At 34.9% G+C, this 17,728-nt stretch carries 17 protein-coding genes; 15 read left to right on the top strand and 2 right to left on the bottom strand.

Annotation, left to right across the window (positions count from 1 at the left end; genetic code table 11):
* Positions 1–70 precede the first annotated feature (70 nt).
* Positions 71–1,360, top strand: a complete 1,290-nt coding sequence (locus tag JTI58_RS08835; RefSeq protein ID WP_205446291.1) for an adenylosuccinate synthase — start codon at positions 71–73, stop codon at positions 1,358–1,360.
* Between the two features lie 44 nt (positions 1,361–1,404).
* Here the strand turns inward: JTI58_RS08835 and JTI58_RS08830 are convergent, their stop codons facing one another.
* Positions 1,405–2,268, bottom strand: a complete 864-nt coding sequence (locus JTI58_RS08830; protein WP_205447205.1) for a YitT family protein — start codon at positions 2,266–2,268, stop codon at positions 1,405–1,407.
* A gap of 381 nt (positions 2,269–2,649) precedes the next feature.
* Here JTI58_RS08830 and JTI58_RS08825 point away from each other — a divergent pair, with 381 nt between their 5' ends.
* The 10 genes from JTI58_RS08825 to JTI58_RS08780 all read left to right on the top strand — a co-directional run bounded on the left by JTI58_RS08825 (position 2,650) and on the right by JTI58_RS08780 (position 13,956).
* A complete protein-coding gene (locus JTI58_RS08825) occupies positions 2,650–4,113 on the top strand; it encodes a M23 family metallopeptidase (RefSeq protein WP_205446290.1) in 1,464 nt (487 codons plus the stop codon).
* Between the two features lie 213 nt (positions 4,114–4,326).
* On the top strand, positions 4,327–5,040 hold the full coding sequence (gene yycF / locus JTI58_RS08820) for a response regulator YycF (protein WP_036077923.1): 714 nt from the start codon (positions 4,327–4,329) through the stop codon (positions 5,038–5,040).
* 5 nt (positions 5,041–5,045) lie between these two features.
* Complete coding sequence (gene walK / locus JTI58_RS08815) at positions 5,046–6,911, top strand: cell wall metabolism sensor histidine kinase WalK (protein ID WP_205446289.1); 1,866 nt, start codon at positions 5,046–5,048, stop codon at positions 6,909–6,911.
* Positions 6,908–8,233: a YycH family regulatory protein gene (locus JTI58_RS08810; RefSeq protein ID WP_205446288.1), complete on the top strand. Its 1,326-nt coding sequence runs from the start codon at positions 6,908–6,910 to the stop codon at positions 8,231–8,233. The genes walK and JTI58_RS08810 overlap by 4 nt, the downstream gene beginning before the upstream one ends.
* Positions 8,220–9,044, top strand: coding sequence for a two-component system regulatory protein YycI (locus tag JTI58_RS08805; protein ID WP_205446287.1), 825 nt, complete (start codon positions 8,220–8,222; stop codon positions 9,042–9,044). Before JTI58_RS08810 ends, JTI58_RS08805 begins: the two co-directional genes overlap by 14 nt.
* Positions 9,044–9,832, top strand: coding sequence for an MBL fold metallo-hydrolase (locus tag JTI58_RS08800; protein WP_205446286.1), 789 nt, complete (start codon positions 9,044–9,046; stop codon positions 9,830–9,832). The genes JTI58_RS08805 and JTI58_RS08800 overlap by 1 nt, the downstream gene beginning before the upstream one ends.
* Positions 9,833–9,999: 167 nt before the next feature.
* Positions 10,000–11,295, top strand: coding sequence for a S1C family serine protease (locus JTI58_RS08795; RefSeq protein WP_243456365.1), 1,296 nt, complete (start codon positions 10,000–10,002; stop codon positions 11,293–11,295).
* A gap of 244 nt (positions 11,296–11,539) precedes the next feature.
* Entirely contained in the window at positions 11,540–11,704 is a 165-nt protein-coding gene (locus JTI58_RS08790; protein WP_205446285.1) for a CxxH/CxxC protein, read from the top strand.
* A gap of 90 nt (positions 11,705–11,794) precedes the next feature.
* A complete protein-coding gene (gene rlmH / locus JTI58_RS08785; RefSeq protein WP_205446284.1) occupies positions 11,795–12,274 on the top strand; it encodes a 23S rRNA (pseudouridine(1915)-N(3))-methyltransferase RlmH in 480 nt (159 codons plus the stop codon).
* A gap of 110 nt (positions 12,275–12,384) precedes the next feature.
* The gene (locus JTI58_RS08780) at positions 12,385–13,956 is read left to right on the top strand and encodes a DUF262 domain-containing protein (RefSeq protein WP_205446283.1); all 1,572 of its coding nucleotides are present in this window, start codon (positions 12,385–12,387) and stop codon (positions 13,954–13,956) included.
* Positions 13,957–14,003: 47 nt separating this feature from the next.
* Here JTI58_RS08780 and JTI58_RS08775 read toward each other — a convergent pair whose 3' ends face one another.
* Complete coding sequence (locus tag JTI58_RS08775; protein ID WP_205446282.1) at positions 14,004–14,753, bottom strand: HNH endonuclease; 750 nt, start codon at positions 14,751–14,753, stop codon at positions 14,004–14,006.
* A gap of 115 nt (positions 14,754–14,868) precedes the next feature.
* On the opposite strand from JTI58_RS08775, the gene JTI58_RS08770 reads away from it, so the two are divergent.
* The 4 genes from JTI58_RS08770 (at position 14,869) to JTI58_RS08755 (ending at position 17,270) form a co-directional block, all read left to right on the top strand.
* The gene (locus JTI58_RS08770) at positions 14,869–15,777 is read left to right on the top strand and encodes a Dam family site-specific DNA-(adenine-N6)-methyltransferase (protein ID WP_205446281.1); all 909 of its coding nucleotides are present in this window, start codon (positions 14,869–14,871) and stop codon (positions 15,775–15,777) included.
* Between the two features lie 80 nt (positions 15,778–15,857).
* Positions 15,858–16,379 (top strand): DUF1643 domain-containing protein, encoded by a 522-nt coding sequence (locus tag JTI58_RS08765; RefSeq protein WP_205446280.1) that lies wholly within the window; start codon positions 15,858–15,860, stop codon positions 16,377–16,379.
* Positions 16,380–16,440: 61 nt separating this feature from the next.
* A complete protein-coding gene (locus tag JTI58_RS08760; RefSeq protein ID WP_205446279.1) occupies positions 16,441–16,896 on the top strand; it encodes a JAB domain-containing protein in 456 nt (151 codons plus the stop codon).
* Positions 16,897–16,979: 83 nt separating this feature from the next.
* Entirely contained in the window at positions 16,980–17,270 is a 291-nt protein-coding gene (locus tag JTI58_RS08755) for a hypothetical protein (protein WP_205446278.1), read from the top strand.
* Positions 17,271–17,728 lie beyond the last annotated feature (458 nt).

The raw sequence follows: 17,728 nt of genomic DNA, 5'->3' as shown, positions 1-17,728 counted from the left end.
TTTCTATCATTGTTACAATAATTGAGGCTTGAAATTTGAGATACAAAGGTATCTAACGGAGGTGCTGATTATGACATCAGTAGTAGTTGTAGGAACACAGTGGGGAGACGAAGGAAAAGGTAAAATTACAGATTTCCTTTCGCACAAAGCCGATGCCATCGCTCGTTTTGCCGGTGGAGATAATGCAGGACATACCATTAAAATTGATGGTGAAACTTATAAATTACATTTAATTCCATCAGGGATCTTCTATAAAGAAAAAACTTCAGTAATTGGTAATGGATTAGTTGTGAATCCAAAATCACTGGTAACGGAGCTTAAAGGTTTACAAGAGCGCGGTATTAATACAGATAATCTACGTATTTCTAATCGTGCACATGTTATTTTGCCTTATCATATTAAACAAGATATAGCTGATGAAGAAAGTCGTGGAGACAATAAAATCGGCACAACTTGTAAAGGAATTGGACCTTGTTATCAAGATAAAGTAGCACGTATTGGGATTCGTATGGCTGACTTACTTGATAAGGAAATCTTTGAAGAAAAACTACGTCATAATTTAGCCATTAAAAATAAATTATTTGAGAAATTCTATGAAGTTGAAGGCGTAACATTCGAAGAAATTTTCGAGGAATACTATGGTTATGGACAAGAAATTGCAAAATATGTCGCAGATACATCTAAAATCTTAAATGATGTCCTTGATGAAGGCGGTAAAGTGCTATTCGAAGGTGCACAAGGAATTTTACTTGATGTCGATCAAGGTACGTATCCATATGTAACATCTTCAAATCCAGTTGCAGGAGGAGTAGCGATTGGCGCTGGTGTTGGTCCATCACGCGTGACAAGTGTTATAGGTGTATCCAAAGCCTATACATCTCGTGTAGGAGATGGTCCTTTCCCAACAGAGTTATTTGATGAAGTGGGTCAACAAATTCGCGAGGTAGGTCGCGAATACGGTACAACAACTGGTCGTCCACGTCGTGTAGGCTGGTTCGACACAGTCGTTGTTCGTCACTCACGCCGTGTAAGTGGCATTACTCATCTTGCCCTTAACTCTATCGATGTTTTATCTGGTTTAGAAACAGTAAAAATTTGTACAGCATATAACTATAAAGGTGAAACAATTACAGAATATCCAGCAAATCTTCATATTATTGAACAATGTGAACCGATTTATGAAGAGCTTCCAGGCTGGTCAGAGGATGTAACAAGCTGCCGAACTTTAGAAGAGCTACCTGAAAATGCACGCCGCTATGTGGAGCGTATTAGCGAACTAACGGGCATTCAAATTGCTACTTTCTCTGTTGGACCTGCACGTGAGCAAACAAACGTGTTAGTGGACGTTTGGGAAGCATAATGAAATAAAATGAAAAGGGCGTGCCAAATGCGGCATGCCCTTTTTTAGTGAATATCCTTCTTCTTAAAGCGACCACCTTTTACCTCGGCGATATTACCGATGGCTAGAAACGCATTGTCATCTATTTCAGCGACGATTGTTTTCAATTTAGACTCTTCTAAACGAGTAATAACGGTAAATATGACTTTCTTGTCATTCCCCGTATAAGCTCCCTCTCCGTGAAGGAAAGTAACGCCACGACCAAGTCGATCCATAATAGTTTGTCCAATTTCATCAATGTCATCACTTATGATATAAACAGATTTCGATTCTTCCAATCCTTGAATAACAATATCAATCATTTTATAGGCAATATAGTATGCAATGATGGAGTACATGGCTTGTTCCCAATTAAAAATAAAACCTGCCACCGTAAAAATAATGACATTGAAGAACATAATGATTTCTCCAACTGAAAAAGGTGTCTTGCTATTAAATAAAATAGCTAATATTTCAGTTCCATCCAATGAACCTCCATAACGAATGACAATACCGACACCAACTCCTAAAATCATTCCTCCAAAAACTGTTGCCAATAATGTGTCTTCCGTAAATGGATGGATAGTATGTAAGGCAAGTGTTGCGAACGAGAGTACGGTAATACCTAGACCTGTCGACAGTGCGAAGGTTTTACCAATTTGTTTATAGCCTAAAAAAATAAAAGGTAAGTTTAAAATGAAGATGAAAATACCAAGGGGTAAATTTAATAAATGAGATGTGATAATGGAAACACCTACGATTCCACCATCCATAATGTGGTTAGGTACTAAAAACAATTCTAAGCCCAATGCCATTATAATCGCACCTAGCGACACCATAACAATTCTTGCAAAAACTTTCCGCATGCTATTTTTCTGAGGTCTCAACATTTTTGCTGTGTTCTCAGAGGTTTGTGAATCACTCAATTTAATCGCTCCAATCAAATAGTGTACCTTCTATATACATTTTATCGGAATATTAAAAAAGTAAAAAGTGTTAAGCCCAAATTCACTTGAAAAAAATTAAAGAATAGTATACCCATGATATTTTTTAAATTGTATTTTAAGAACCAGTATATGAATAAAAATACAGTATTTATAAACTATATAAAATATATTCTATGTAACAATAAGTAGATAAATAATACATTTACATTACAAAAGAGCGAAATCGTTCAAACGTCATTTTCTTTATGGTACATTATAGGGGTGCAAAAAATCCTTGTGGGTAAATCATCCTACAGTAGGGTAAAGTTGGAAGGGGCTTTATTGATGAATTCGTTTTGGAATAGAAAAGAAGAAAACAATAGATTCACCTACAATTTTTCTTCTTTTAAAAAGGCTTCAATCATTGTAGTTTTAATGACAAGTCTAACGATTAATATGGGATTTGCTAAGGAATATAACAAAGAAAACTTAAATAAAATTTACCACGTTTATGTGGGGAATGAATATATTGGTGCAGTGTCTGATGAGAAAGCGATTCAAGAAATTATTGCATCAAAAGAAAAAGTAGCAAGTCAGCAATTCAAAGGTTTATCCATTGATGCTAGCTCAGCTGTTAAAATAATCCCAGAACAAGTATTTACAAATGAAACAAAAGATGCAGAAACATTATCAAAACTTAAGCAATCTTTAGTAGCTAAATCTGATGCCTTTACATTATTAGTAAATCATAAACCGGTAGTATCATTAAAGAATACGGAAGCTTATGAAAAAACGGTTCAAATGTTAAAGCTACAATATGTTTCTCAGCAAGAATTAGAGAAATTATCTAAAAACCAACAATCTAATAATAATCTACCAGAATTACAGAATGGTGAGTCCCGACTTCTAGATGTTTCTTTTAAACAAGGAGTTTCAGGATTATCACAAAAAGTTACACCAACTGATATTGTATCACCTGAGCAAGCCGTGAAATATTTAATGACAGGCTATCTTGAGCAGGAAACGTATAAAATTCAATCTGGAGATGTGTTAGGGTCGGTTGCTAAAAAACATAATTTAACAACAAGCGAACTGTTAGCTCTGAATTCTGATATTACAGTGGATACAGTTTTACAAATTGGACAAGAATTAAATGTTACTGTGGCAAAGCCGTTTGTAACACTTGAAGTAAAAAAGGAAAAGAAAGTTGCGGATATCATTCCGTTTAAAAAAGTAGTCGAAGAAGATCCTACAATGTATAAAGGCGAAAAGGTCATCAAGCAAGAAGGTGTTAATGGAAAAAAAGAAACAACCTATGCATTAACATCTGAAAATGGTACGCAGACATCAAAAGTTGCCTTAGAGGAAAAAATCCTTCAACAACCAGTAGATGAAATTGAAGTAGTCGGTACAAAGGTTATTTCTTCACGTGGAACTGGTGAATTTGCATGGCCAGCAGTCGGGGGCTATATTTCAAGTGGTATGGGTGAACGTTGGGGAGCCTTCCATCGTGGTATTGATATCGCTCGACCAAGTAACTATAATATTTTAGCTGCTGATAATGGTGTAGTTGTTGCAGCTGGCACTTCTGGCACCTATGGTAATCGCATTGTTATTAATCACAATAATGGTTTTACAACACTTTATGGACATCTATCTTCAATCAATGTTGAAGTAGGACAAGTAGTGGAAAAAGGTTCTGTGATCGGTATTATGGGTTCCACTGGAAATTCGACAGGTACACATTTGCATTTTGAAGTTGAAAAGAACGGTTCATTAGAAAATCCGTTATCTTATGTAGGCCGATAAACATGTTGAATAGAAGGCAGTCCAAATAATGGACTGTCTTTTTCTATTATTTCCCGAGAAATAATTGTTGAAATACATCGCTTTATGTCACAGTATTAGAAGGATCGAATATCGATTAATGCATAGAATGCGAAAGCATGATAGAGTTAAGAGTAGTGAATTTACCAATACACATTGTTTAAGAATAGATAAAAAGCGAAAGGGAGAGAATGTATGAACAAAACAATTTTAGTTGTTGACGATGAGAAACCAATCGCAGATATTTTGCAATTTAATTTAATAAAAGAAGGCTATAAAGTTATTTGTGCCTATGATGGTGATGAGGCATTAAAGAAAGTAGAGGAAGAGCAACCAGATTTAATGCTTTTAGATATTATGCTGCCAAAGCGTGACGGAATGGAAGTTTGTAGAGAGGTACGTAAAAAATACGACTTCCCGATTATTATGCTAACAGCTAAAGGCTCTGAGATTGATAAAGTATTAGGGTTAGAGATGGGTGCAGATGATTATGTCACAAAGCCATTTAGTACACGAGAGCTGATTGCGCGTGTGAAGGCCAATATGCGCCGTTTACAAGTGGTCGCTCCAGCAGCAGAAGAGGCTGAGGAAGAGTCGAATGAGATTGTCGTAGGATCGCTTGTTATTCAACCAGATGCTTATTTAGTAATGAAGCGTGATGAGGCAATTGAACTGACACATCGCGAATTTGAGTTACTCCATTATTTAGGGAAACATATTGGACAAGTAATGACACGAGAGCACTTACTACAAACAGTATGGGGCTATGATTACTTTGGTGACGTACGAACTGTTGATGTAACCATTCGCCGTTTACGTGAAAAAATTGAGGATAATCCTAGTCATCCTGCTTGGATTGTCACACGACGTGGTGTAGGTTATTATTTACGAAATCCTGAACAGGAGTAATAGGAATGCAGAAAGTGAGCTTCTTTAAATCGATTCATGTCAAACTAGTACTGATTTATATTTTATTAATATTACTTGCTTTACAAATTATCGGTATCTATTTCGCTCGTGAATTAGAACGAAATTTGAAGAGCAACTTCCAAGATTCCATTTTTCAGCGAGTTGACTTGATGCAATATAGTCTTCGTGAAGAAATTTTAAAGGAACGCGATGAAAGCATGCCTAAACTAGAGGAAAGCCTAAAGTCAATTGTTATGGAGTTTTCTACTGGTTTAAGGGATGTTTCGAATGGTGATATTTTAGAAATCCGTGTTATTGATGATAGACAAAGAATACTTGCAACATCTGAGCTTGAAAATCAAAATTTAATTGGCCAACGCTCTAATACGGATCTTGTACGTCGAGCAATATCTGCTGAAACACTATTTGATATTATTAAGCTGGACAATAAAACGAGAAATCGTGTGTGGGTATTAGCGAACCCCATTCGTGCTGGTGCAGGACCAGACGATGAAATCATTGGTGTACTTTATATTGAAGCCAATATTGAATCCGTTTTTGAACAAATGAATGATATCAATCAGATTTTCCTTGGTGGTACGGCAATGTCCTTGGTCATTACCATCTTTTTAGGTATTCTTGTGGCACGAACGATTACACAGCCAATTGCTGATATGCGAAAGCAGGCTCAGGCAATGGCTAAGGGGAACTATTCTCGGAAAGTGCGTGTATATGGTACAGATGAAATCGGACAGCTAGCCGTCACCTTTAATCATCTAACCAACCGTTTACAGGAAGCACAATCGACCACAGAAGCTGAACGCCGTAAGCTAGATTCAGTTCTGAGTAATATGACAGATGGCGTTATTGCAACAGATCGTAAGGGACGTATTATTCTAATCAATGACCCTGCACTAGAATTACTGCATATTTCAAGAGATATTACATTAGGGCGTCCTATCGCCTCCGTATTGGGGATTGATCAGGAATATAGCTTTGAAGACTTAATCCATATGAATGATGCAGTCAATTTAAACTTCAGTACATCGGATGCACCCTATATACTTCGTGCTAATTTCTCTGTTATTCAAAAAGAGACGGGCTTTATTAATGGTCTGATTACAGTATTGCACGATATAACAGAGCAAGAAAAGATTGAAATGGATCGTAGGGAATTTGTATCGAATGTATCACATGAGTTAAGAACGCCATTAACAACAATGCGCAGTTATTTAGAGGCACTAGCAGATGGGGCATGGAAAGATGAAAATATTGCTCCTACATTTTTAAATGTAACGCAAACCGAAACAGAGCGTATGATTCGTCTAGTGAATGATTTATTGCAGTTATCTAGAATGGATAGTTCAGATTATGAGTTGAATAAAGATATTGTCTTATTTAATTCATTCTTTAACCGTATTATTGATCGATTTGAAATGTCTAAGTCTGACAAAGTTCAGTTTGAACGATTATTCCCTGAAACATCCTTTTATGTAGAAATTGATACGGATAAGGTCACACAAGTCATTGATAATATCATTTCGAATGCTATTAAATATTCACCAGATGGTGGGAATATTCGCTTTGGCTTTACTGGACAAGAGGACATGCTGAAGGTCATGATTTCAGATGATGGCATGGGTATTCCTAAAGAAAACGTTGGTCGTATTTTTGATCGCTTCTATCGTGTGGATCGTGCTCGTGCTCGTTCTATGGGAGGAACAGGTTTGGGATTAGCTATTGCGCGGGAAATGATTGAAGCACATGGTGGTAAGATTTGGGCTGAAAGTGAAGAAGGACAGGGTACAACAATTTTCTTCACATTACCATATGATGCAGATGAATTTGGTGAGGCAGGTGAGTGGGAATGAAATATATAGAGCCGGTTAAATCTGTTGTATTATTTCTACTTGTCATGCTGAGTGTGATCTTAACCTTTTTAATTTGGACTTATACACCTGATTATAAATACATTGAAAAAACAGAGGGAGAGGAAATTTTAATTAAGCCGCAAAAGGATATGGAGGATATTATTCGCCCATACAAGGCTATTTTCCGTTCTGAAGAAGAGTTTACAGGTACGGTTTCTAACGCAGCTATGAAAGATATGATGAAAGTATTTAAAGGCTGGAATGTTTTAGATTTAGTGCCTGTAAACAACAATCTTTCTGCAAACTATGTGAATCAAATTATTGGTGCAGATCATCGGATGACTATCTTTTTTACCGGAGAGATTCCCTTTTCAGCTTTTAACACGACTTTTCAGTTTACTGATAAGGAATTACCAGAAACAACGTTCAATCGTATGATTATAGATTGGAGTAATTATAATAGCAAAGAATTAATGTTGTATTACATTAGTGGCAATAACCAATCATTATTCCGCTCACGTGTCAGTGTGCCAAACATGAATCAATTTATACAGGAAGTCATTGAGCCTGCAAAAAAATATGAGGTTTTTAAAGAAGTAGAGAGAGAGGGCTATACATCTCTTTATCTGGCAAACAGTAATATTGAATCTGTAAAATATACGTACTTTATTGAGGATATTACACCAGAATTATTTAAAAATGTGTTATTCCCAGATCCAAATATTGTGCAGCGTAATGTTGAAAGTGCATCCTCTGAAAAATATACAGATGGTATGTCTTTAATGACCTTGGAAACAAATCTTAAATCATTAAACTATGTATATCCGGCTGCAGAAAGTAGTATTAGAGTCGAGCCATCCAAGCTTTTAAAGGATAGCTTTGAATTTATTAATGAGCATGGAGGATTTACGGCAGATTTCCGCTATGCTTCATCCAATACCAATAAAAATCAAATAGATTATCAAATGTATCTGCAAGGTTTCCCTGTCTATAGCAATCATGTCATTACACGAATGACAACGATTTGGGGAGATAGTCGAATTTTCCATTATAAGCGTCCATACTTCTCATTGGATATGGATATATCATTAGAGAAAGAAATTAAAGAATTAGCATCTGGTGCGGAGATCGCAGAGAGATTAAAAAGCGCCAACAGTATTCCTTTGTCTGATATTGATGAAATTGTCTTGGGCTATTATTTAACACAAAATCAAGAACAGAATATATTTATATTCGAACCTTGCTGGTTTGTTATTCGTAATGGTAGTTGGACTAAACTGACTCCTGAAGTATTAGGAGGTGTTAAAAATGGATTGGAATAGAACAAAATCTATTTTTATATTCGTTTTTTTAATACTTAACATCTTCTTGTATTCACTTTATGTCAATCGCTATAATGAAGCGAAAGATATTGAGGTACCTGGTGAAAGAACAATAGAAGCTCGTTTAAAAGATGACAATATTACATATGGCACATTACCAAATAATATTGAATCTGCTTCGTATATGACAGCTCAAGTGCATAAATTCACACCAGCTGAATTTAGTAATAACAACCAACAAATTAAATTTAAGGATGATAATAATACAAAGGCACGGGTTATTTTTATGAGGCCTATTAAATTACGTAATGTGAGCGATGATGCAAGCTTTACAGATTTTGCCCTTGCAAACATTATTGAAGGAGCATCTTATGCTTTATGGAAAGTAGATCGCGAAGAACGAGTAGCGATTTTTTTCCAAAAGACAAACAACCGAATGTTCTATTATAGCGGTTCATTAAAAATCAAATGGAATGCAAATAACGAAGTAACAATGTATGAACAAACAATGATTGATAATATTGAAGAAATGGAACAGCAGGAAACAGTTATTCCACCACTTCAAATTATTCAAACTTTGTATGCAAAAGGACCGCTCAAGCCAGACTCGCGCATTACACAAATGAAACTAGGTTACTCAACGCTTGTTAAATTGACACGTACACAGGTATTGGTGCCAACATGGGAAGTTCAAGTGAAATTATCTGATGGGACAAAAGAGGAGTACTTTGTGAATGCAGTAGAAGGAAAAGTCATCGAAATCCAGGAGGACAAGCAAGAGAGCGAAGAAGAAGACTGGGGAGTTGAATAATGCGATTTAGTGTTTTAGCAAGTGGCAGTACAGGGAATTCGATTTATGTAGAGAATGACGATCATGCTTTTATCGTCGATGCGGGTCTTAGTGGGAAAAAGATGGAGCAACTCTTTACAAAAATCGACCGTAATATGAAGCAACTCAGTGGTATCTTTGTTACACATGAGCACAGTGATCATATTAAAGGAATTGGTGTACTGGCACGAAAATATCATGTACCAATTTACGCAAACGCCAAAACGTGGCAGGCGATGGACGGGCTTGTTGGTGACATTCCTGTTGAGCAACGTTTTGAATTTGAAATGGATACAGTGAAGCATTTTGGTTCTTTAGCTGTTGAATCCTTTGCCGTTTCACACGATGCAGCAGATCCAATGTTCTACACTTTTCATGAAAATGATCGCAAGCTAGTCATTATTACAGATACTGGCTATGTTAGTGATCGTATGAAAGGAATTATCCGCGGCGCAGATTCTTTTGTCTTTGAAAGTAATCATGATGTCAATATGCTTCAAATGGGACGTTATCCTTGGTCTATTAAACGTCGTATTTTAAGCGATGTAGGACATGTGTCTAATGAGGATGCAGCGATCGCTATGAGTGAGGTTGTATTTGATAAGACGACCAATATTTATCTTTCACATTTAAGTAAAGATAATAATATGAAAGAGCTAGCACGTATGAGTGTCGCACAAACTTTGCAATCTTGTGGCATCCTTGTTGGTGAGCATGTTCATCTTTATGATACGGATGCAGAAGAACCAACAAAATTAGTCACAGTTTAATCATAAGCTATTTAGGCAAAACTTGAAGCTGTTCAATGCATTTAAAAAAATGCATTGGGCAGCTATTTTTATGCCCATTTTATTTGTTTTTCATCTGATTTTAATGTTTGAATCGTAAGATTAGGGTAACAATTAACAAATAGCAATCAAAGGAAAGGATGAAGAACATGAGCTATTTCCAAGATGATGATAAAAACAGTGATTTCTTAAAAAATGATGAAGTACCGAAATCACCTCTTCAAGAAAGACTAGAGCGTGAGGAGCAAGAAATGCAGACTAAGCGTCTTAAAAAGAAAGGTGGCGGAGGAAAAGGCGGCTATTTCTTTAGTGGTCTGATTGGCGTCATTATAGGTGCTTTACTTGTATGGCTTATGCTACCGGGACTTGTCAACCAAATGCCTGGGACAACATCAAGTAATATAGAGAAAAATAACCCAACAATTAATCAAGTAGCAACAGAAATAACGACAGATGTGACAACAGCAGTTGATAAAGCCTCACCCGCAGTTGTTGGCATCACAAACATTCAAGAAGTCACAAGCGGAGGCTTTTGGAGTCCATCATCAACGACAACAAAAGAGGCAGGAAGCGGATCAGGTGTTATTTATAAAATCGAAGGTGACAAAGCCTTTATTGTCACAAATAACCACGTTATTGAAGGGGCAAAACAGTTAGAGGTCACAATGCCGGATGGAACAAAAGAACCTGCACAATTAGTAGGTCTAGACGTTTGGACAGACCTTGCTGTTATTTCAATAAGCTCAAAGAATGTAAAAACAGTAGCAACTTTCGGTAACTCTGATGTGCTAAAACAAGGCGAAACAGTTATAGCAATCGGTAATCCACTTGGCTTAGATTTCTATGGCTCTGTTACAAAAGGTGTTGTTTCTGGTAAAGACCGTTCTGTACCAGTAGACTTAAATGGTGATGGGACAGAAGACTGGCAACAAGAAGTATTACAAACAGATGCAGCAATTAACCCAGGGAATAGTGGTGGAGCACTAGTGAACTTAGCTGGGGAATTAGTAGGGATTAACTCCATGAAAATTGCTGAATCCTCTGTTGAAGGTTTAGGTTTCTCTATTCCTATTAACTCAGCTATTCCAATTATTGAGGAATTAGAGAAAAACGGTAAAATGGAACGTCCAACAATGGGAGTTTCTTTAGCAGATTTAACAGATGTGCCATCATTCTATCAGCAACAAACATTAAAATTACCTACGGAAGTGACAACGGGTGTTGTGGTAACAGATGTAATCAATAACTCAGCAGCATCAAAAGCAGGAGTCCAACAATATGATGTTATTGTTGAAATGGATGGTCAAAAAATCGAAACAACTATTGATTTACGCAAACATTTATATAATGACAAAAAAATTGGTGATAAATTAACGTTAAAAGTTTACCGTCAAGGTAAATTAGTCGAACTATCACTAACATTAACAAACGGTAATACAATGTAAAGAATATGAAGAGCGGTGGAGATTTAATCAATCTCCATCGCTTTTTTGTGAGGATGGAGAAAATACTTTTATGAAATATTGTGGATAACTAGAAAATTGTGAATACTAATACTACACAGGAAATCGTGAGTAAAAGGCGCTTCTTCCATACATGCCATTCCTTTGTTACAATAGATTGTGGATAACATAGACTGATTTGTGAATAAGTTTGTGGAAATTTCGGAAAATAAGGAGACATCAAAAAATGGAAAAATACAGCTGTGAAAGCCATATAAATCACGCTTTAGACATGTTTGTAGCAGAGCAAAAAGTGTTCCCAATTATGGATAAAATCGAAGAGGGTGAAAAGTTATCCACAAAGTGTAGCTACTGTGAACAGCCAGCAGAATATATTGTATCAAGTAAATAACTTTACACAATATATAGAAGTGACATGTGGATATGTTGATAACTTTTGTGGATAATTTGTTTGTAAATGAATTGTAAAGGTGGATAACGTGTGAATATAACGATTGTATCAGTCGGCAAACTAAAAGAAAAGTACTTAAAAATGGGGATCGATGAGTACGTAAAACGTCTTGGCGGCTATGCAAAAATGGATTTGATTGAAGTGCCAGACGAAAAGGCACCTGAACAACTAAGTGAAGCTGAAATGGACATCGTCAAGAAAAAAGAGGGAGAACGCATCCTAGCGAAAATCAGTCCAGATGCCTACGTAATCGCCCTAGCCATCAACGGCAAAATGAAAACCTCCGAACAAATGGCAGCTGATATCGAATCTCTCATGACCTACGGCAAAAGCAAAATCGCCTTCGTCATCGGCGGCTCCCTCGGTCTGCATGATGATGTGTTAAAGCGTGCAGATGAGCAGCAATCTTTTGGTAAGATGACACTTCCTCACCAGCTCATGAAGCTCGTGCTAGTCGAGCAGATTTATCGTAGTTTTAGGATTATGAAGGGTGAACCGTATCATAAGTAAGTGAGGTTTTTCAATATTGTTGAATTCCTAAATAGTAACATAGTTAGGAATTTATAATAAAATTCAAAGCCTTCATATGTTATAATTTAACATGGAAGGTGGGGTTTATTTTGGAACAAAGTAATATTACAATTGAAGATTTATATAGCCAGGTAAAAAAGGGAACCGTAAGAATTCCAGCATTTCAACGAGGATTTGTTTGGACTGCCGAACAAGTAGGTTTGTTATATGACAGTTTATATAAAGGCTTTCCTATCGGTAATGTATTATTCTGGGAAACCTCAAACCTCTTAAAATATGATAAAAAAGTGGGGAGTTTTGATTCTCCTGAATTAAATGGAATGCAAACTTATCAATATGTTTTAGATGGGCAACAAAGACTAACTTCTTTATGTGCTCTATTTAATAGAGATATTTTAGCAGCTGAAAATCCAGAGTGGATTGATATTTATTTTGATATGGAAGGGTCCCTAGAAGATACTAAAAGTTTGTTTATACCTTTAAAGGAAGAAGAGGTAAACTTAGAACGATATTTTCCCGTATATAAAATAATGGACTCAGTTGAATATCGAAGAGCTACTAGAGAGCTGACAGATGAAAAGGCTGATAAATTAGATAAAGTAATGAGAAAATTATCTACTAAGGTTATTCCTGTAGAGAAAATGAAAACAGATGATATGAAATTAGTTTCTATGGTATTTGAAAGGGTAAATACAGCGGGAACGGATTTAGACCACTATCAGTTATTAGCTGCATGGAGTTGGAGTGAGGATTTTGTATTACAAGAGAAATTTACAGAACTAGCTGATGAATTAGAGGAATTTGGTTTAGACGGTAATAACTCATCACATGTTGATTTGTTGCTAAAATGTTGTACAAGTGTATTACTTAATAAATCTAGTACAGACTCTATCATAGATTTAAATGGGCAAGATGTTAGGGAAAAATTTTCAGAGATAGAAAATGGAATTAAATCTAGTATTCAATTTTTAAAAGATGAATTAAAAGTATTCAATATAAAATATTTACCTTATCCCTCTATGTTAATTCCATTGACTAAATTTTTTGCTACACATAGAGCAATGGGAGATTCCTATACAAATAAGCAACGTGAAAAGTTGGTAAAATGGTTTTGGAAAGTAGGATTTTCAAAACACTATTCCAATGCAATTGATACCAAAATTCCTAAAGATATAGAAGATATGGAAAAGTTAAGAGAAGATGAAAATGCAAATGTGTTCAACTTCAAATACAAATTTAATTCCGAATACTTCGATAATAAGTTCAATGTAAATACTATTACAACAAAAGTATTTATAGCATTACTAGCTAATCAAAATCCAAAATCTTTTATTTCGGGAAGTCCAATAGATTTGCAAAGAAAATTAAGAGTAGGATATAAAACAGAGTTTCATCATATCTTCCCTCAAAAACATTTGGAAAGATTAGGGGTTGATAAGTCTGATATTAATAAATTAGCTAATTTCTGCTTCTTATCAAAATCTGATAATAATCAAATAAAGGATTTAGATCCAAAAGAGTATAAAAAGTTAATTGAAAAACCAGATGTGGTATTAGAATCTGCAATTTGTCCAAGTGATACTTTTGATTTAACATATGAAGATTTTATAGAACAAAGAAGTAAAATATTATTAGAGGAAGTAAATAAGCTTATAAAATAAATATATTTAGTAGCATCATTTAGATAGGGTATTAAGGTCAGTAGAGTTTATTCTACTGACCTTTTTAAAATTTCTTTTATTAATTCAGGAATGGATATATTATTTCGTTTAGCTTGATAAGCGAAAATTTCATAAACAGCTATTTCGTTGTCTGAGAATACCAATTCTAACCTTTTTTCATTTTTCATTGCAATATGATTATATGAATCAGGAGAAGCCCAATAGCATGATTTACAAATATTCTCATCTTTCGAGTTCAAAAAGTTTTCACAATATTCACACGACCAACTTTTTGCTCTATTGCAAGAACGACAAAGAAGCATATATTTATCTAACTCATATTCGTATGAGGAATTTTCACCAACAACATCGTAAGGAATTTTATGGTCTGCTTGCAGATACCTAATTTCGTAAGGCTCTGTACAGATATAACATTTTTCACCATGAATTTCAGAAAGTTCTTCTTTAATCCTTTTATCTAAGGGTTTTCTACCTTCTAAAATACCATTTCTTATCTTAGTAATATCATCAAAAACATATGCAGCTATAGTTCGACCTGTTTTTGGAGATTTAATAGATAAAGTTTTAATTGGAATTCCTCGGTCTTTAGCATCTTTTACCGCTCTAGGTCCATGACCATAACCGTAAACATCAAGTAAATCTTCATTAGTAACATAGCCATGTTCTTTTATGTGATTAACAACAATTAATGCACGTTTACTTTTAAGTTGTTTTATTAATTCTTCGATTTCATTTGGTATTTCTCTATTGATATAGTAATCTAATGATTCTTCCAAGAATATTCCCCCTCATCCTATATAGATAATAATACCATTCAAATAGTAGCTGTTTAAGCTTTGAGCGTTAGTTAAGTGCATGATATAATTTAGACTAATTAAAGGAGAGGTTTTCATGGCAATTCCACACCCAATTCCTTATCAAGGTAGTAAAAGGAACTTGGCAAAGTATATTTTAGAATGTATCCCCAATAATGTTGAACGAATTGTAGAGCCATTTGCAGGTTCAGCCGCTATTTCAATAGCATGTGCGGATCAAAAAATAGGTAATCATTATTGGTTGAATGATATTAATGAGCCTTTGGCTAAATTATTAAGTAAAATGGCATCCAATCCAAATGAGGTAATCCGAAGATATGAGTATATTTGGAATGGTCAGTTAGAAGGAGATTCAAAAGAGCACTATAATTTTATTAGAAGCGAGTTTAATAATACTCATGAACCAGAAATGTTATTATATCTGTTAGCTAGGTGTGTTAAAAATGCTGTAAGATATAATGAAAGGGGAGAGTTTAATCAAGGTCCTGATAATAGGAGAAAGGGCAAAAATCCGAATAAAATGGCTAACGATATTCAAGGTTATGCAGCGTTATTGCAAAAAAAAATTACAGTAACTAGTTTAGATTATGTCGAGGTATTAAGAGATACCCAAAATTCTGATTTAATATATATGGACCCACCTTATCAAGGTACAAAAGGTTCAAGTAAACGCTATATTCGAGGATTAGATTTTGAGAAATTTATTGAAGCTTTAGAAGACCTAAATGAAAGAAATATTCCATATATAATTTCATTTGATGGAAGTACAGGTAATAAAATATATGGGAGCTCTTTGCCTGATTATTTAAATTTAAGAAGAATTAACTTAAATGCAGGCACATCTTCACAATCAACATTAACAGGAAATCCAGAACAGACTATAGAGGCTTTGTATATATCTAAAGATGTAAAAATAAGTGAAAATAAATTAAAGAAAATTCAATATTCATCATCACCAAAGCAACTGACTTTGGAGATAGATTGAAAATATTATAATAAACTATAATCAGACTCAAATACCAGAAAAGGTATTTGAGTTTTTTCGATTCCAAGGAGCGCAAAACATTGAAAATAATTAAAAGTATAATTAAAACTGAGGTCACTTTTGATGACGAAATGAAAAATAAGTATGTTGTTAGGAAAGAGTGGGACAAGAATAAGAGAAAAGCACTTATCTTGATGAAAAATGCAGGTCAGACAGATGAAATAGTTCAAGACCAAACAACGATGTATGTCATTAACAATCTTGCTAAATTAGATTACGGTTCAGTTATTATTATGAATTTATTTCCGTCTCTTGAAGGCGAGGATACAAACGAATCTGCTACTGAAAATTTGAAGTGTGTTCAAGAAGAAGTTACAAAGGTAGATGATGTCATTATTGCAGTTGGGACAGGAATTGAAACGAACAAAGAAGCTCAAAAGCGACTGAATATGATTGTGGCTATTTTACTTGATAAGAAGGCAAATATTCTCCAAATAGAATGCCCTAAAGGGAGACGTGGCTTTCATCCTCTTTATCCAGCGGTGAAAAATGAATGGAAGTTAGTTCCTTATGAAATTCCACCTGTAAAACAAGATAACTAAACGATTCAATTAAAAATATGAACATATATTATTTCTACGATTACTTTTAGGAGGAAAACATATGCAACCATCAAAACGAATAGACATCGTATCTGTTAAATTAGTGAAAGAAGCAAGCATGTTGTACAAAAATCGTCGCATTCGTAGTCCACAAGATTGCTACGAATTGTTCAAGAACTTTTTAGGCGAGGTAGATCGAGAGTATTTTGTAGTCATGTGTCTTGATGTGAAAAATCAGCCAACAAACATCACGATTGCACACATAGGAAGCTTGAATCTCTCCATCGTTCATCCTAGAGAAGTGCTGAAAACAGCTATCTTAAGCAATGCTGCTTCCATCATCTGCTGTCATCCACATCCATCAGGCGACCCAACACCAAGCCAAGAGGATATTGCTGTTACCAAACGTTTAGTAGAGGCAGGTTTAGTTGTTGGAGTTGATATGCTCGACCATATTGTGCTGGGTGATGATAGCTATGTTTCAATGAAGGAGAGTGGTTATTTTGAAAAGGAATAAAGCTTTAAATGATAAATAGGCTCTAACATCTGAAATGGATGTTAGGGCTTTTTATGTTCATAAAAATAAGGAGGTTATTGAAAGTGGAAGCAATCCAACGATTGACAGAAGTATTGGAGAGAAAACTAGGAAAGAAAATCCCACTTCATGAAGTAGGCTATGAAACAATGAGCTTTACTCATGAGGAAATAGATGAGGAACTTGTACCACCTTATATGATTGCCTTTGTACCAGCACCAATTCTCTGTCATAGTGCCAACTATACAGATGTAGAAGGGAACTACTTTACATTAATGCTAATAGAAACAGGAAGTGAAAGTTTATATGAAGTTTGGCTAGTAAATGATAAATTAGTTCCAAATTTTAACTCCTGAAAGAGAAATAACTTTGTATTAAGAAACAAGTTTTCATCTAATTTTATGTAATTTAAAAATTTTAATAGATGTTTCAGAGCAGAGTCTATGTATGTTATACACTAGGCTTATTTTTATGAGTTAGATTTTACTGAAAGAAGGTGAGAGGATGGCTGATTGTAAAAAGAAAAATCAATATACAATTGAATTATTCAAGCAAGGAGTATTTTTTGGAATATCCATTTTAGTGATGCTAAGTCGCAAACAAAGAGAGGAGAAGTAATTTGTATTATTTTGTGGTCGGTACATGTATAGGGATTTTTTCAGTCATCCTCGTTGAGGTAATTTTAAAAGATAAATTGTAATGATGCTGGAAATAGTAGAAGAGTAATGTTCACTATGAACATTATTCTTTTTTTGCGAATAACTATAAAGGTACATAGGAGTAATTAGAATTAAACCGTTTATTAAATATAACG

Origin of the sequence: Lysinibacillus fusiformis (genome assembly GCF_016925635.1) — a bacterium.
GTDB lineage: Bacteria > Bacillota > Bacilli > Bacillales_A > Planococcaceae > Lysinibacillus > Lysinibacillus fusiformis_F.
The sequence above is the reverse complement of the archived record's forward strand: the minus strand, read 5'-3'. Positions and strand labels throughout refer to the sequence as shown.

Excerpts from the sequence above, each read along its gene's own strand:
- yycF (WP_036077923.1), top strand. The coding sequence starts at position 4,327 with ATGAACAAAACAATTTTAGTTGTTGACGATGAGAAACCAATCGCAGAT.
- walK (WP_205446289.1), top strand. The coding sequence starts at position 5,046 with ATGCAGAAAGTGAGCTTCTTTAAATCGATTCATGTCAAACTAGTACTG.
- JTI58_RS08790 (WP_205446285.1), top strand. The coding sequence starts at position 11,540 with ATGGAAAAATACAGCTGTGAAAGCCATATAAATCACGCTTTAGACATG.
- JTI58_RS08760 (WP_205446279.1), top strand. The coding sequence starts at position 16,441 with ATGCAACCATCAAAACGAATAGACATCGTATCTGTTAAATTAGTGAAA.
- JTI58_RS08830 (WP_205447205.1), bottom strand. The coding sequence starts at position 2,268 with ATGTTGAGACCTCAGAAAAATAGCATGCGGAAAGTTTTTGCAAGAATT.
- JTI58_RS08795 (WP_243456365.1), top strand. The coding sequence starts at position 10,000 with ATGAGCTATTTCCAAGATGATGATAAAAACAGTGATTTCTTAAAAAAT.
- JTI58_RS08825 (WP_205446290.1), top strand. The coding sequence starts at position 2,650 with ATGAATTCGTTTTGGAATAGAAAAGAAGAAAACAATAGATTCACCTAC.
- JTI58_RS08770 (WP_205446281.1), top strand. The coding sequence starts at position 14,869 with ATGGCAATTCCACACCCAATTCCTTATCAAGGTAGTAAAAGGAACTTG.
- JTI58_RS08800 (WP_205446286.1), top strand. The coding sequence starts at position 9,044 with ATGCGATTTAGTGTTTTAGCAAGTGGCAGTACAGGGAATTCGATTTAT.
- JTI58_RS08810 (WP_205446288.1), top strand. The coding sequence starts at position 6,908 with ATGAAATATATAGAGCCGGTTAAATCTGTTGTATTATTTCTACTTGTC.
- JTI58_RS08805 (WP_205446287.1), top strand. The coding sequence starts at position 8,220 with ATGGATTGGAATAGAACAAAATCTATTTTTATATTCGTTTTTTTAATA.
- JTI58_RS08835 (WP_205446291.1), top strand. The coding sequence starts at position 71 with ATGACATCAGTAGTAGTTGTAGGAACACAGTGGGGAGACGAAGGAAAA.